Origin of the sequence: Alkalihalophilus marmarensis DSM 21297, assembly GCF_000474275.2 — a bacterium.
Classification (GTDB): Bacteria; Bacillota; Bacilli; order Bacillales; family Bacillaceae_D; genus Alkalihalophilus; species Alkalihalophilus marmarensis.
This window is the reverse complement of record NZ_ATAE01000008.1, coordinates 44,781-60,365: the sequence shown is the minus strand read 5'-3', so window position 1 is coordinate 60,365 and position 15,585 is coordinate 44,781. Positions and strand designations below refer to the sequence as shown.

General features: G+C 40.4%; 14 protein-coding genes. 1 reads left to right on the top strand and 13 read right to left on the bottom strand.

Annotated features, from left to right (window positions below; translation table 11 throughout):
- Positions 1 to 269: 269 nt before the first annotated feature.
- The 5 genes from A33I_RS03890 to A33I_RS03870 form a co-directional block, all read right to left on the bottom strand.
- A complete protein-coding gene (locus A33I_RS03890; RefSeq protein ID WP_022627147.1) occupies positions 270 to 536 on the bottom strand; it encodes a stage VI sporulation protein F in 267 nt (88 codons plus the stop codon).
- Positions 537 to 629: 93 nt separating this feature from the next.
- Positions 630 to 1,670 (bottom strand): NAD(P)H-dependent glycerol-3-phosphate dehydrogenase, encoded by a 1,041-nt coding sequence (locus A33I_RS03885; RefSeq protein ID WP_022627146.1) that lies wholly within the window; start codon positions 1,668 to 1,670, stop codon positions 630 to 632.
- Positions 1,671 to 1,701: 31 nt separating this feature from the next.
- Positions 1,702 to 2,328 carry a glycerol-3-phosphate 1-O-acyltransferase PlsY gene (gene plsY, locus A33I_RS03880; protein ID WP_022627145.1) on the bottom strand — a complete coding sequence of 209 codons (627 nt, stop codon included), beginning with the start codon at positions 2,326 to 2,328 and terminating at the stop codon, positions 1,702 to 1,704.
- A gap of 38 nt (positions 2,329 to 2,366) precedes the next feature.
- Positions 2,367 to 3,680, bottom strand: coding sequence for a ribosome biogenesis GTPase Der (gene der / locus A33I_RS03875; RefSeq protein WP_022627144.1), 1,314 nt, complete (start codon positions 3,678 to 3,680; stop codon positions 2,367 to 2,369).
- Between the two features lie 231 nt (positions 3,681 to 3,911).
- The gene (locus A33I_RS03870; protein WP_022627143.1) at positions 3,912 to 4,541 is read right to left on the bottom strand and encodes a YphA family membrane protein; all 630 of its coding nucleotides are present in this window, start codon (positions 4,539 to 4,541) and stop codon (positions 3,912 to 3,914) included.
- 126 nt (positions 4,542 to 4,667) lie between these two features.
- Between A33I_RS03870 and A33I_RS20130 the strand changes: the two genes are divergently transcribed.
- Positions 4,668 to 4,802 carry a YpzI family protein gene (locus A33I_RS20130; protein WP_012958480.1) on the top strand — a complete coding sequence of 45 codons (135 nt, stop codon included), beginning with the start codon at positions 4,668 to 4,670 and terminating at the stop codon, positions 4,800 to 4,802.
- A 40-nt stretch (positions 4,803 to 4,842) separates the two neighbouring features.
- Here the strand turns inward: A33I_RS20130 and fni are convergent, their stop codons facing one another.
- From fni to metH, 8 genes are all read right to left on the bottom strand, one after another.
- Positions 4,843 to 5,892 carry a type 2 isopentenyl-diphosphate Delta-isomerase gene (gene fni / locus A33I_RS03865; protein WP_022627142.1) on the bottom strand — a complete coding sequence of 350 codons (1,050 nt, stop codon included), beginning with the start codon at positions 5,890 to 5,892 and terminating at the stop codon, positions 4,843 to 4,845.
- Between the two features lie 17 nt (positions 5,893 to 5,909).
- Complete coding sequence (gene rpsA, locus A33I_RS03860) at positions 5,910 to 7,067, bottom strand: 30S ribosomal protein S1 (protein ID WP_022627141.1); 1,158 nt, start codon at positions 7,065 to 7,067, stop codon at positions 5,910 to 5,912.
- 87 nt (positions 7,068 to 7,154) lie between these two features.
- On the bottom strand, positions 7,155 to 7,757 hold the full coding sequence (locus tag A33I_RS03855) for a lysophospholipid acyltransferase family protein (RefSeq protein WP_022627140.1): 603 nt from the start codon (positions 7,755 to 7,757) through the stop codon (positions 7,155 to 7,157).
- On the bottom strand, positions 7,758 to 8,432 hold the full coding sequence (gene cmk, locus A33I_RS03850; protein ID WP_022627139.1) for a (d)CMP kinase: 675 nt from the start codon (positions 8,430 to 8,432) through the stop codon (positions 7,758 to 7,760).
- Between the two features lie 187 nt (positions 8,433 to 8,619).
- Positions 8,620 to 9,288: a flagellar brake protein gene (locus A33I_RS03845; RefSeq protein WP_022627138.1), complete on the bottom strand. Its 669-nt coding sequence runs from the start codon at positions 9,286 to 9,288 to the stop codon at positions 8,620 to 8,622.
- A 122-nt stretch (positions 9,289 to 9,410) separates the two neighbouring features.
- Positions 9,411 to 10,769 (bottom strand): germination protein YpeB, encoded by a 1,359-nt coding sequence (gene ypeB, locus A33I_RS03840; protein ID WP_022627137.1) that lies wholly within the window; start codon positions 10,767 to 10,769, stop codon positions 9,411 to 9,413.
- 18 nt (positions 10,770 to 10,787) lie between these two features.
- Positions 10,788 to 11,858 carry a cell wall hydrolase gene (locus tag A33I_RS03835; protein WP_022627136.1) on the bottom strand — a complete coding sequence of 357 codons (1,071 nt, stop codon included), beginning with the start codon at positions 11,856 to 11,858 and terminating at the stop codon, positions 10,788 to 10,790.
- Between the two features lie 243 nt (positions 11,859 to 12,101).
- Entirely contained in the window at positions 12,102 to 15,548 is a 3,447-nt protein-coding gene (metH, locus tag A33I_RS03830; RefSeq protein ID WP_022627135.1) for a methionine synthase, read from the bottom strand.
- Between the last annotated feature and the right edge of the window lie 37 nt (positions 15,549 to 15,585).

The window sequence follows — 15,585 nt, the reverse complement described above, 5'->3', positions numbered from 1 at the left end:
ATTTATTATACCATATCATACAAGCCCATATTTCTTATAATGCTTGTCCATTCGGTTACAGACAGAATGCATCATTTTCCAACTTATAAATTCACTCCCCTTCATTTGAATCCATTAAAAAAGTTAGAGAAGCGGGGCGCACTTCTCTAACTCAACTAAAGCCTTCTTATTGAACAGCCCTATTTTAATGTTCGTTCCATAAATTATATGCAGAATAAGTGCTTTTGCGTTTGGCATCCGCCTATTGTTGCACCTATTTTTACACTGCATTATTTTTTATTGAACATTTTAGCAAGAGAAGCGAAATCAGTAGGCATATTATTTTTCACAATAGCCTGAACAATCTGATCTTCCTTTTCTTTCGATACTGGAGTATTAGCAAGCTTTGATACTTGCGAAATTAATTGACGAACCGTTTTCTCATCTTGTAAATTTGCTTGACTGACCGAGTTTGCCAGTTTCATTAATTCATCTGGTCTTACATTCGTTTTCTTTTGAAGCTGATCCATAAATGAAGGGTCATTTTTTTGAAACATCATACGTCCTCCTTCGTTCTTAATATAGACATATACTATGCATGAACGAAGGGTTGGTGCATGACCTTTGGGTAGGTAGTGCGAGCTTACGCCTTAAAGCTCATCTTGATTTAAAAAATCTGAAATTTGTTCAACTTCGTGTTTTTTAATTCTACCCATTAATTTCTCGGTTGCTTCTTTCGGATGAAGACCTTCAAATAACACCTCATATAATGCTGAGGTAATCGGCATTTCTACTTTTAATTCATTAGCTAATTCAAAGGCTGCCTGTGTGGTTCTGATTCCTTCCACTACCATCCCCATACTGCTTAACACTTCATCAAGCGACTTCCCTTGCCCGATCATTTGACCTGCTCTCCAGTTTCTTGAGTGAACACTCGTACACGTTACGATTAAATCACCGAGTCCAGAGAGGCCCGCAAACGTTAAAGGGTTAGCTCCCTGCTTCACACCAAGTCGAGTAATTTCTGCTAACCCTCTTGTCATGATGGCGGCTTTAGTATTATCACCCATCCCAAGACCATTTGTTAAACCGCATACAAGCGCAATAATATTTTTTAACGCTCCTCCGATTTCAACCCCGATTAGATCAGGATTCGTATAGACTCTGAAATGCTGATTCATAAATAAATCTTGAATAAGAAGCGAAGCATCGTTATTACTTGAAGATACAGTCACCGTTGTTGGCTGGCGAAGACTGACTTCCTCTGCATGACTCGGCCCTGATAAGACAGCAACATCTTTTAATAGATCTGAGCCCTCAAATTCTTCTTCAATCATTTCTGATATACGTTTATGGGTGCCCGGTTCAATCCCTTTACTTGCATGAACAATCACAACAGGTGATGTCAGGACTTTACGAAGGCTTTGAATCGCGTCACGTACAGCTTTTGTGGGTACGACAAGCAATAGCACCTCTACGTCCTTTACAGTTTCAGAAAGGTCAGAGTATCCTTTAATTTGTTTAGGTAACTGAATGCCTGGAAGATAAGCTTCATTTGTATGATTGTTATTAATTTCAGCAATTTGTTCTTCTCTCCTTGCCCACAAACGAACGTCATGATGATTATCAGCTAACACCATACTTAATGCCGTTCCCCAGCTCCCTGCACCCATTACTGCGATATTTGCCACATAATCAACTCCTTTGGACCATTTCTACTTCCTAGGAAGCTTCTTTTTTCTTTCCAATCTTGCTCTCAGTTCCTGTCAGCAAGCGCTGAATATTGGTACGATGTCTCCAAAATGAAAGAGCCGCTACTAGAATAGATAAGATAATGTACATCTGAGGAATTTGGTACGTTTCCATCAGCAAGTAGGCAAAAGCAGGTGTTAAAAGAGCAAATAACAGCGAACCTAGCGAAACATAACGCGTTAAGACAATACTAATAATAGCAATAATTCCGGCAAATAAAGCAGGGAAGAAAACAAGCGTCGCAATAACCCCGATGGTCGTAGCGACCCCTTTTCCCCCTCTGAAGCCATAATAAACAGGCCAGTTATGCCCTAAAATAGCTGCTAACCCTGCAAGAGCTGGAAACACGCCGCTTTGGTCTGGGGCAAGCAAAATCCCAATCCATACAGCAATAATCCCTTTGACAATATCCAAAGCAAGCACAGAAATGGCAGGACCGATTCCTAAAACACGCAAAGTGTTCGTTGCTCCGGCATTCCCGCTGCCATGCTGTCTAATATCAACTTTCTTAATCTTCTTTGCAATTAAATAACTAAAACTGATTGAACCAAGTAAGTAACCAATTAAAATAACAACGAGCAGTAACAAAATAGTCATAGTCTCCCCCAGTTCTAACTATGATAAGTCATTTCCAGTTAGTCATTTTTCTTTCTAGCAATAATTTTAATAGGAGTTCCCTCGAATTCAAATGTCGCACGCAGACGATTTTCTAAGAAACGTTCATAAGAAAAGTGAAGAAGCTCCGGCTCATTGACAAAGAAGACAAAAGTTGGCGGCTCTACTGCTACTTGAGTCACATAATTAATACGAAGTCTCTTTCCTTTGTCAGTTGGAGTAGGATTCATCGCTACAGCATCCATAATTAGATCATTTAAAATATTCGTCGGTACACGTAAGTTATGATTTTGAGAAACTTTCTTTACCATAGGCAGCACATGTTGCAGACGCTGTTTTGTTTTAGCTGATGTAAATAAAATTGGTGCATAAGATAAGAATAAAAATTCATCTCGAATTTTCTGTTCAAATTTCTGCATTGTTTTATCATCGCGCTCAATCGCATCCCACTTATTGACTACGATAATTACAGCTCGTCCGGCCTCATGTGCATAGCCTGCAATTTTTTTATCTTGTTCAATAATGCCTTCCTCAGCATTAATAACAACTAAAACGACGTTAGAACGTTCAATAGCTTTTAATGAGCGCAGCACGCTGTATTTCTCTGTACTCTCATATACCTTTCCACGTTTCCGCATCCCTGCAGTATCAATTAAGACGTAATCTTGATCATCTCTTGTAAAAGATGTATCAATAGCATCTCTAGTGGTACCAGGAATGTTACTGACTATCACTCGTTCCTCACCGAGCATCGCATTTACTAACGAGGATTTACCGACATTTGGACGTCCGATAAGTGATATACGAATCGTATCAGCATCATAATCATCTTCTACTTTTTCAGGGAAGTGCTTTAATACCTCATCGAGAAGATCACCAAGCCCTAGACCGTGCGACCCTGAAATCGGGAACGGATTACCGATACCAAGAGAATAAAACTCATATAATAAATCATGCATATCAGGGTTATCGACCTTATTAACCCCTAAAACAACCGGCTTTTTAGATCTAAATAAGATCTTCGCAACTTCTTGGTCAGCACTCGTAATTCCTTCTCGTCCATTTACGATGAAAACAATGACATCTGCTTCTTCAATCGCAAGCTCTGCCTGTTCGCGCATTTGATTCAATAATGGTTCATCCGCAAGCTCAATCCCGCCTGTATCAATCAGATTAAATTCACGATCTAACCATTCTCCGTGACTGTACAAGCGGTCACGAGTTACTCCTGGCATATCTTCGACAATGGCTACTCTTTCTCCTACTATTCTGTTAAAAATGGTTGATTTTCCAACATTAGGACGCCCTACTATGGCAACGACTGGTTTCGTCATAATTGTCCCCCGACCTTTCTTATGTAAAATACATCGTTTTTTGTATTAGTTAAAATGATTAATTGATGGAGATAGACTCCGCCTGTAACCTGTTCATTCTACTAAACCTCAATGAGATTGTCGAGACCTTGGTTGAAAACAATCGTTTCAATCACTCGTTTCAATCAACCTTTTTGCTCGCTATTTTCATTTTTTGTTTATATTAATAGCGAAATAAATCACAACGATTAATTATTCAAGGTGATCTTCTTGCGGAATCATATTCCGAACTGGTTGTTGTTTTCGCTGCTTAATCCATTCCCCTACATGTTCAGAAAGCATATGCAATAACCATCCTCCCCCGATAACAGCGGTTGAGAGCGCCAGCACATCTAAAACATAAAAAGAGCCAAATGCGTGGGAAGTAAACGTCTGAATGGCAGCAAGTCCATATAAAAGTTCCCCGTGCAGCAACCCTACTACCGCAATGAGTATTCTCAAGCTCCATTTCCCAGCCAGCATACAAGCCAGACACACCACAATGGCCATTGACATAAGCCTCCCATCAATTAAATGAACAACCGGGTCGTAAATGGCTACTAATTGAAATGTGGCATAAGCCGCGGCTACAGCTAGTACGGCAATCATTACATGCAACAACCTCATGACTTTCACTTGAGAAATAAAACCATAAAAAACACCGATTAAAAATATAAAGCCTAAACTGACCTCACTAGAAAAGACTGGGATGTAAATCGGACTTACTATTAATGTAATAAATAAAAATATAGCAGAAGTCGTTCTTAAAGACGTTTTGTTCCAAAAGAATGTAACAATACAAATATAGATCCAACCTATCCAATAAAAATATACACCTTCCATTAAACCCACCTCCCTTGCTTTAGTATCGACAATTCCAAAAAAGCTAAACGTGAAAAGAACTAGGTTCTACATGAAACAAACGAAAGTGGACATACTAAAAATTGCAATATGAAGGGAGGGGAGTATATGGGACGTGATCGCCAAGAGCGCAAATTAAAAGCTTCTCACCGTGTCGAATCAGATCGTGATCAAAGTTTATCCAATAAAGGAGCAAGCAAGCTCCAGAGCCCTGAAGAAGCTAGAGAAAATCAACGGCCATAAGAAAAAAGGTTGAATAAGGATTTTCTCCTCATTCAACCTTTTAGCGTTTAAGATATCGATCGAGGGGAATCCCCCGCTGCTCACACCATTCTTTTGTGCTCCCACCTATGACTAAAGGGATTTCTTTCAGTTCACTTAGTGAAGATGCTCCTAATGCAGTCATCAACATTTTAATATCTTTATGGATAAAATTGATCTCTTCGATAAGGGCAGTTTGGCCTTCTTCCATTAATATTTTAAGGAAGTAGCCTGCAAAGCCTGTCGCATCGGCTCCTAGTGCAATCGATTTAACTACATCTAATGCAGACTGAAGACCTCCCGATGAAATCACTGATATCCCCTTAGCAGCTTCTGTCACTTCGATAATAGAACTAGTGGTATTTATGCCCCAATCATCAAAATAGCTTAGCTTACGTTCTCTTCTTGCATTTTCAATTCGAGAGAAATTTGTTCCGCCGAACCCGCCGACATCAATCATTTGAACTCCAATTGATGCTAATGTTTCAGCCGTTTCCCTGCTCATACCGTATCCTACTTCTTTAATGATTAACGGGACATCAATCGCATCTTTTATTTTTTCAATACGAGACAACGTATGTCTAAAGTCTCTGTCTCCTTCTGGCATCACAAGTTCTTGAATGACATTAAGATGAATTTGCAGAGCAGAAGCCCGAAGCATATCGACAGCCCTTTTGGCTTGGTCTACTGTTGCTTCACTTCCTAAATTAGCGAATACGACTCCATTCGGGAGAGTCTGTCTGACAATTTCATAGCTTTTTCTCTCTTCCGGATCTCGTATGGCTGCCATTTGCGACCCTACAGCTATTCCAATCCTGCATTCAGAGGCGACTTCGGCTAATTGCTGGTTAATCATTTTCGTCCGTTCGCCGCCGCCGCCGGTCATGGCATTGATAAAAATCGGCGAACTTAATGAAAGTCCGCCGATTTCAGAGGAATAATCCACTTCATCAACAAAAGCATCAGGAATACTATTATGGACAAAACGAATATGTTCAAAGCCATGAGTGCGCTCTTGCCCTGTAGAAAGAGCATGTTCGATATGATCTAATTTTCTTTTTGCACGACTCATGTACATCACCTAATCAATTAAGATTTATATTTTTTCAATTGATCTCCTATCATGTCGCCAAGAGAAAACCCGCTTGGTTCTTCTTCTTTATTCGCCTCATACGCGGCATAATCTCCATCATTCGTATCGTCTTTTAAAAGCTCACGAATACTTAAAGAAATACGCTTATCACCAAGATTTACATCTAACACTTTCACTTCAACCTTTTCGCCTTCAGTTAAAACTTCTGACGGGGTGCCGATATGGCGGTTGGCGATTTGAGAAATGTGGACCAGACCTTCGACTCCTGGTGCTACCTCAACAAATGCACCAAATGACACTAAACGTTTTACTGTACCTTCAATGACATCACCAGTTGAAATTTGCCCCGCTACTTCTTCCCACGGTCCTGGCTGTGTATCTTTAATAGAAAGTGATACACGCTCGCTGTCTGGGTCCACAGATAAGACTTTCACCTTAACCTTATCCCCTTCATTTACAATATCAGAAGGCGTTTCAACACGGTGGTGCGCAAGCTGAGAAATATGCACAAGTCCATCTACACCGCCAACATCTACAAATGCACCAAAGCTTGTCAGACGCTGTACAGTTCCCTCAACTGTATCTCCTGATTTAAGTGATTGAAGGACATTTTTCTTCTTTTCTTCAAGCTCTGCATCTAGTACAGCACGCTGCGATAAGATCAGTTTATTATTTTCTTGATCCAGCTCTTCTACTTTCAGACGAAGTTCGCGCCCTTTATAATCCGAAAAATCTTCTACAAAATGACGTTCAACTAAAGAAGCCGGAATGAAACCTCTTACACCTACATCTACCACTAAACCGCCTTTTACTACCTCAGCTACTTCAGCAGTAATAATTTCGCCATTTTCTTGTTGCTTACGTAATTGATCCCATGCTTTTTCAGCTTGTACAGCACGCTTTGAAAGAATCAGCTCATCGTCTTCTAGTTTAAGAATTTTCATTTCCAATTCATCATCAACAGAAAGAACATCACTTACTTTTTCGACATGCAAACTAGAAAGCTCGCTGATTGGTACAATGCCTTCCACTTTAAAACCAACATCAACCAATGCTTGTTTGTCTTCCACTCTTGTTACCTTTCCGGTAACAACATCCCCTACAGCTAATGACTTCATTTCTGCTAATTGTTCATTGTTCATTTCTTCACCCATGACTTTTGCCTCCTTCAATCTCCGCTAAAGCGGTATGTATACGTATTATATAAATTGAACTCTCACATAAAGCGAGAAAGTATTGAACTACGTAGTAGACTTAACTTCCGTAGAATGCAGCTCAATCAGCTGACCAATCTCATCCATGATGATCGCTGTCGCATCATCAGCAGAACGCTTTTCTAACCGAATTTGTTCAAAGTCCATCGGCTTTCCATATATTAATTTTAATGGCTGTCCTTTTTTGTAAGGTCCTACAATGGCACAAGGGACAACCGCCGCATTCGTTCTAAGGGCAAAGAACCCTGCACCTGCAAGACCCTTCCCAAGTTTGCCATCCTTGCTCCTCGTTCCTTCAGGAAATAAGCCAAGCATTTCGCCTTGCTTGAGAAAATCCATCCCTTTACGCAGCGCTTGCTTATCACTCATTCCTCTCCTGACAGGGAAGGCACCGAGTTTTGGCAGAAGCGACTTTAAAATGGGTTTTTCAAATAACTCTTGTTTGGCCATATAACGGATAGGACGACTAATATACGCGCCTAATAAAGGTGGATCTAGATTACTTATATGATTGCAGCAAAGCAGCACACCGCCATCAGCAGGAAGATTTTCAGCACCAATCACTTCAACTTTGTACTTACTTGAGAGGTACATTCTACAAATACGCTGACCAATTTGATATATACCCATCTAAGAAGCACGCTCCTTGGCTAAATTGATAATGGAGGCCGCAACTTCTTCAATCGACATAGAGGTCGAATCAATTTCAACCGCATCATTTGCTTTTTTTAATGGAGCAAACTCTCTAGTTGAATCTAATTCGTCTCGTCTGGCTATATCTTTTTTAAGCTCTTCAAAATTAGACGGGAGTCCTTTTTTCACTTGTTCTTCATGCCTTCTTCTTGCACGCTCTTCTACTGAAGCAGTCAAGAATACTTTTAACTCCGCATCAGGAAGGACGTATGTACCTATATCCCTTCCATCTAATACCGCATCTGTCCCTTTTGCGAGAGTACGCTGTCTTTCCACCATTTCAATTCGAACAGAAGGATGACTTGCCACCAAAGAGACGTGTTTATTCACATCATCGGTCCTAATTAATTCTGTTACATCTGCCTTATTTACGTAAACGAGAACCCCGTTTTTTGTATGCTTTAAATCAATATCGATTCCTTCAAGTAATTGATCTAGAGCATCCTCATCTTCTAGGTTAACATTTTTTTCAAGTGCTGCATAAGTTAATGCTCGATACATGGCACCTGTATCAATATATAAGTAAGAGAGTCTTTCAGCTACAAGCTTCGCAACCGTACTCTTACCTGCTCCTGCAGGGCCGTCAATAGCAATATTCATTAAATTATTCATCTATTCCACACCTCATACAATCTTCCCAAAACAGCTAGCACAGAACGGCTATTCCATTTTATTCAACGGTAAATTTTCAGATACCTTCATCATATCACACTCGTATATCTCGGTCTAATACTAGCTTGCTCGAATTATAGACAAATTGAGGCCGGCATATTTTTGCTAGTGATTTAGTCTCTGCATGCTAGTCCCGGTTCCTACGTCTAAGGACAACTTGTCGTTCAAAACAATACCTGACAATTTGATCCTGATCCTTTTGGTTAACGTCAATAAACTGCAACGAAGCACGAGTCTTCGCTTCAATTCTAGGCTTGTAACTTCGTACGACCCTGCAACGTGCTCGTACATACTGGTTTTCGCTTTTTTGCATGGGAAGAACGATTGTAATATCTACTTGAGTATCTACTGAAAGAACGACTTCATCAGGCAGTAATACAGCACATCCTCCCCCGCTAATGTCAACAGTTACTGAAGTAAATGGCTTAAACGCATCATCAATAGAATGAACGGCTACATCATTTGCCGCTTCAACCCTTACATAGTTCCTTCTTTGGATCCGGTAATACTTGTCTTTACCTGGATCCATTAAAAATAAAACAGGAATATTCCTTTTTTCACGACCTATTACTTCAGTATTAAATTCATACACCACATTTGCTTCTGTTATAAAAGAAGCCTTTAACTTTGTCCCATCTATTAAGAAGCTGGTTTTTTCTGTTTTTTGATCTATAGGATAATCAATAATACACAAGCCTTTGCTTTTATCAACTAAGCGGCAGCGCATCTTCTTGCTTTCCTTATCTTTTGAGTCCTCTATCGTTTCTAATTGAATCGTTGTTCCGATCTCAATCATCAAAACCCTCCTCCGACACCATGACCTGACAGTCCTATATCTTTTTACTCATTATCGCACGGAATAAAAAAAAGAAGAAGCATTTGCCGCTTCTTCTTTTTAATAAAATAGTTGATATTTAATTAAGAGAAATCATACACACGCTCAGCACGCTCTAATCTGTCTACTTTCTCTTCTTCTCCGTCATCAGCATTGATAAAGATTCGATACGTATCGTCTTTAATCGTTCCAATGAATTCATAGCATAATACTTCATCACCTAAGTCATTTTCAATAATAGCAAGGTGATCCTCCATGACTGAAACATTAGGATTCACACTTGTTTCAGCTTCTTCTAGCGTAAGTTTAGGCTCTTTAATATCACGCTCTTTGTGATTGATTAAATAGTCTTTCGCTTCATAGCTGATAATGCTTCCATCATCTAACGCCACTTCAGTCATCACTGCATCTGTATAAACCCGAACATTATTATCAAGGTAGACAAATTCAAACATCCCAATAGAATCATATTGCTTGCTGTCAATTAATTGCATATTCTCCATTCCATTTTCATTTAAGAACACTTGTGCCTTATTTGAAGCATCATTTAAGCTGATTTTTGGTTCGGCTATTTGGCGTTCCTGTAAAAACCAAATAGGATGCCCGCCTTCAACACTCATATCCATATAATAATTTGTTTCATGATCAGGGTCATCTATCACTAAGCTATAAGCCGGATATACCAACCCTTTACCAGTATCCGCTACATGTACAGCAGCACGGTCACTTAGATCTAAATAATTACGTGCAATTTCCTGTGCTTCCTCTTTAGACACTTTTTTCTTTCCAGATAATGCACGCTTTAACTCACCATTTAAATCTTCAATTGAAGTTAGCCCGGCGCCCCATTCTACTTCGCTGTAACCTTCAATGTTTTTATTCATTACTTCAAAATTATTTACTACAAGGTTATCAGATGGTTCCTCAGTTGTTGCCGCTTGAAGCTCTTTATCAATATCTAGCCATCTTTGACCGTTTTTTAAGACGTAGGCTTGCGCTTCACGCATTTCTTCTCTAATTTCATGAGAGTGGTCGTACAACTTATTAAGCGTCTCATATTCTTTATCTGTTAAAGGCTCTTTATCAAGATCTCTAATAGAGGTTTGATAAGAAAACTTCCCAATTTTATAAAGGAACTCTTCCGTTTTCCCAAGCTGCAGGGAGTTTAATGGAAGCTGACCTAGTTCGGCTTGAGCTAAGCTTGTTACACGCCACACCTCTGCAAGTGCAGGAGTTAACTGACGACGTGTATTCATAGCAAGGGTCGCTCCAAGCTCATCTTCTATTTGATCTAAATGAAACGTGAGATCATGAAAGGCGCGTTGATAGTTATTTTCAGCATTAATAGAAAGTACCTGCTTTTGTTCTTGTTCCTGAAAACCCCAGTACCCTAACGCAATCACTGCCACTGCAAGCAACCCAATAATTATATTACGTATCATTTTTTTCACCTCCAATAATTAATGACAGAAGATATGTTTACCAATCTTTTTGATTTGCGGTCTAGACCAAATCCAGCCGGATGTTGCTGTATCTGGATTAAAATAATACATTGCATTACCTGAAGGATCTTGCCCATTTAACGCGTCTAAAACAGCACGTCTTGCTGTATCATCAGGTGACATCCAAATCTGTCCATCTGCTACAGCTGTAAAAGCACGCGGTTCAAAAATTACACCCGATACAGTATTAGGAAATGTAGGGCTATTTATTCGGTTAATAATAACTGCCGCTACCGCTACCTGCCCTACATAAGGCTCCCCGCGCGCTTCTCCGTAAACGGCTTGAGCCATTAGCTGCAAATCGTTATCAGAATAGCCCGGCGGTACATTTGTGGCTTTCTCAATATCTGCATCGTTGTTTTGATCTTCTGGTGTTTCTTCCTCAGGAACAGGTGCTTGTTCAGGTGTTTCAGGAGCTGGAGCTTCACCTGCTTGACCGCCTGGAGCCGCTTCACCTGGTGCTGGTGCTGGAGTCTCGCCCGCCTGCCCTCCGTCTGGTGCTGGTGCCGGAGCTTCACCTGCTTGACCGCCGCCTGGTGCTGGCGTTGGAGTCTCACCCGTCTGACCGCCGCCTGGTGCTGGTGCCTCGCCGCCCCTTCCTTTTTTTATTTGCTTGTCACGGCTTCCTTTTGGACCTTTTTGAATCTTTTTAGGTGTTCCGCCGTAATGAGTAAATTTTCGTCCCTCATTTAATGCCCGCTTAACAAATTGCTCATTATACTCTGTTGATTTCGCTAACATTTCTTTCATCTCAGGACCTACTAAGCCGTCAATATCAAGTCCAAATTCATATTGATAGTTTCTAACAGCCCAATACGTACCCCAGCCATATACACCATCGATTTTCCCATTATAAAAACCGATGTACTGAAGACGCGACTGTAATTCAACGACATCGTCCCCTGTCGCCCCTTGCTGAATGACTTGATCTGTAAATGCATGTGTTGGTGTGCTTGTTGCTACTAAAAGCGCTGCACATACGGTTAAAAGAGCAAGAGTAAATCTTGAGTAGAACTGATGACTCTTCATGCTGTTATTACCCTCCTTAAGTTACAAGTTCTTTGTTCGATGAGTAGTAGTTTCTCATCTCCTCTAATCGTATTGTTTGTACAGTCCCATTTTTTATACGAATGAACCTAACTTTTCTTCCCTTGCCCCGTTAATGGCAGGTTCGCACATTTAGTGGGAGTTAAGTTAAAACCACGACAAAAAACCAGCCATACGTTGATTACGTATAGCTGGCTGCTTTTTTAATAAAAGTGAATACCCACTTTATGCTAATACATTGAAATATCTTCCTTCTGGATGGGCAAAGACCATTGCTGTAACGGATGCTTCTGGTTCCATCATAAAACCGTCTGTTAATTGGACGCCAATTTTTTCAGGCTTGATCAAGTCGAATAACTTTTCTTGGTCTTCTAAGTTTGGACAAGCAGGATACCCAAACGAGACACGAACCCCTTGATACTTGGCAGCAAACCTCTCTGCCATAGTAAAATCAGTCGAGTCAGGGAAACCCCATTTATCACGCATCAGCTGGTGTACCCGCTCAGCAAAGCCTTCTGCTATTTCTAGAGCAGCTGCTTGAATAAGGTGGCTGAATAAATAATCACCATTCTCTTTTGCTTCCTCAGCTAGATCCCTTACTCCGTTTCCAGCTGTTACTGATAAAAATCCTACATAATCCATTTCACCACTTTCTTTTGGACGGAGATAATCCGCCAAACACAAAAACGGCTCATGATTTTGTCTTGGAAAACTAAATCGATTAATTTCGGTTTTCTTATCGTTAGGATCATAAATAATGACATCATTACCATCTGCTTGTGCAGGGAAGAATCGATACATTCCGTTTGCTTTAATGATACCTTCTTTTTTAATACGCTTAAACAATTCATCAACTTTCTCTTTTAATTCAACAGCGCGGGAATCCCCCTCTTCAAGCAAACGGCTTACTTTCCCTTGGAGACCTAAATGCTTTCCAAGAAGCATCTGTAAATTCACATACGGCTCAAGATGACTTAAATCATAGTTACGCAAAATGTGTTCATCAAGATCCTCAGGAATAAATAACGGACCATCTGCAGCCACTTTTGATCGCACCGGCTTCTCTAATACTTGAACTGATGCCTCCCGTTGAGGTCTTGCTTGTTCTTTTAAAGAGCGTTTTTCACTTATTTCAAGCGCGAGTTTTTCTTGGTCTTCAGGCTTCACTAATTTATTTGCGAGTTCAAGCCCATTCATCGCATCTTTTGCATAGAGGACAAGCCCGTCATATTCAGCAGCAATTTTAGTGTCTGTAAATTTACGAGTCAAGGCAGCCCCGCCCACTAAAATAGGGATCGAAATATTTTGTTGACGAAGATCCTGCGCAGTTAAGACCATTTGCTGTGCGGATTTCACGAGCAAACCAGATAATCCTACTGCTTTTGGATTCTCTTTTTTAATTGCTTCTATTAATTCATTTGACGTTACTTTAATTCCTAAATTAACAATTTTGAAGCCATTATTTCCAAGGATAATTTCAACAAGGTTCTTGCCGATGTCATGCACATCGCCTTTTACAGTAGCGAGCAAGATTTTCCCTTTACCATCATCATCTGCTTTTTTCTCCATATGAGGCTCCAGATAGGCTACTGATGCTTTCATGACTTCAGCGCTTTGAAGTACTTCAGCAACGATCAGCTCGTTATTATTAAATAAACGGCCAACCTCATCCATTCCGTCCATTAACGGCCCATTTATAATATCTAATGCATCCGGGTAAGATTCAAGAGCTTGATCGAGGTCTTTATACAATCCTTCTTTCGTTCCCTCTACTACGTAAGCTGCCAAGCGCTCTTCTAATGTCATTGAAGATGCTTCAACCTTTTTCTCTTGTTTCTTCCCTCTATAAAAAGCTGTAAATTCAGCTAAGGATTCATCCGTTGTTTCAAATAATAACGTTTTAGCCATTTCTTTTTCTTCTTCAGGGATCGAGGCATAGCGTTCTAATTTTTCGGTATTTACAATCGCATAATCGAGTCCGGCCTGTGTACAGTGATAAAGATAAACAGCATTTAAAACTTCTCTGCCTACAGGGGGCAGTCCAAACGAGACATTACTTACCCCAAGAATCGTTAAGCATTCAGGCAATTCCTCTTTTATCAAGCGAATCCCCTCAACCGTTGCTTCTGCAGAGCCGATATATTGGGCATCCCCTGTTCCTACTGGGAAAACAAGCGGATCAAAGATAATATCAGATGGTTTTAGCCCATGCTTATTTACTAGAAGATCATAAGACCTCTTGGCCACTTCAAGTTTACGTTTTGCTGATACAGCCATCCCCTCTTCATCAATCGTTCCAACAACAACTGCTGCACCATATCGTTTTATTAAGGGAACAATGGCTTCAAATCTTTCTTCTCCGTCCTCTAAATTAATGGAATTGATAATCGCTTTTCCTTGAGAGTAAGTCAGAGATTTTTCAATAACAGCCTCATCGGTAGAATCAATCATTAACGGCACTTTCACCTTATTAATAACATGACTCAAAAAGGCTTCCATATCCTCAAGTTCTTCACGATCAGGGTCAGCTAGACAAATATCGATTACATGTGCACCACGCTTCACCTGGGCACGAGCAATTTCTGATGCCTCTTCATACTTCCCTTCAGCAATAAGCCTTTTAAATTTTCTAGACCCAATGACGTTCGTTCGCTCACCTACGAATAACGGACGCATACTGTCATCATAAATAAGAGGTTCAATACCCGACACAGCATGACCGCGATTCTCTTCTAGTTTTCTCGGTGCATATCCTTCTACAGCCTCGACCATTGCCCGAATATGTTCAGGTGTCGTCCCACAGCAGCCGCCGACAATATTTAACCAGCCTTTTTCAGCAAATCCCATCAGTTTTTTCGTAAGAGAACTTGGCGATTCATGATAATGTCCTTCTTCATCAGGAAGTCCTGCATTCGGGTAACAGCTTACATACGTATTAGACAGCTCCGATAAGGAACGAATATGGTCCCGCATAAATTCAGGACCCGTTGCACAATTTAAGCCAACGACAGTCGGCTTCATATGTTCAAGCGATAAATAGAAGGCTTCAATTGTCTGGCCCGCAAGTGTTGTACCCATTGGCTCAATCGTTCCTGATACCATAATCGGCACCTTTACATCAAGTTCAGAGAATGCACGCTCAATACCGACATATGCAGCTTTTACATTCCTCATATCTTGGCTTGTTTCAAGTAATAATAAATCGGCTCCACCAGAGAGCAGCCCTCGTGCTTGCTCGTGATAAGAGTTGATTAACGCGTCAAAGGTGGTACCTCCTGTTACTGATAATGATTTGGTTGTCGGACCCATCGCACCTGCTACAAATCTAGGTTTTTCAGGAGTAGAAAATTCATTAGCTGCTTTCTTTGCAATCTCTACAGCGACACGATTAAGCTCTTCTGCTTTAAACCCTAAATCATAATCGTCTAATACAATATCTGTTGCTCCAAATGTATTTGTTTCAACAATGTCCGCACCGGCTTCAAAGTAAGCACGATGAATACCTTCAATGACATGAGGTGCTGTTTCATTTAAGTACTCATTACAACCTTCATATTCCTCGCCGCCAAAATCTTCTGCCGTAAGGTTTGCTTGTTGAAGCATTGTCCCCATAGCTCCATCTAGTACAAGGATTCTCTCTTTTAGTTGTTGTTCTAATAATGATTTTGGCATGATTAACTCTCCTTTTAAAATCCATACAATTCCTGTC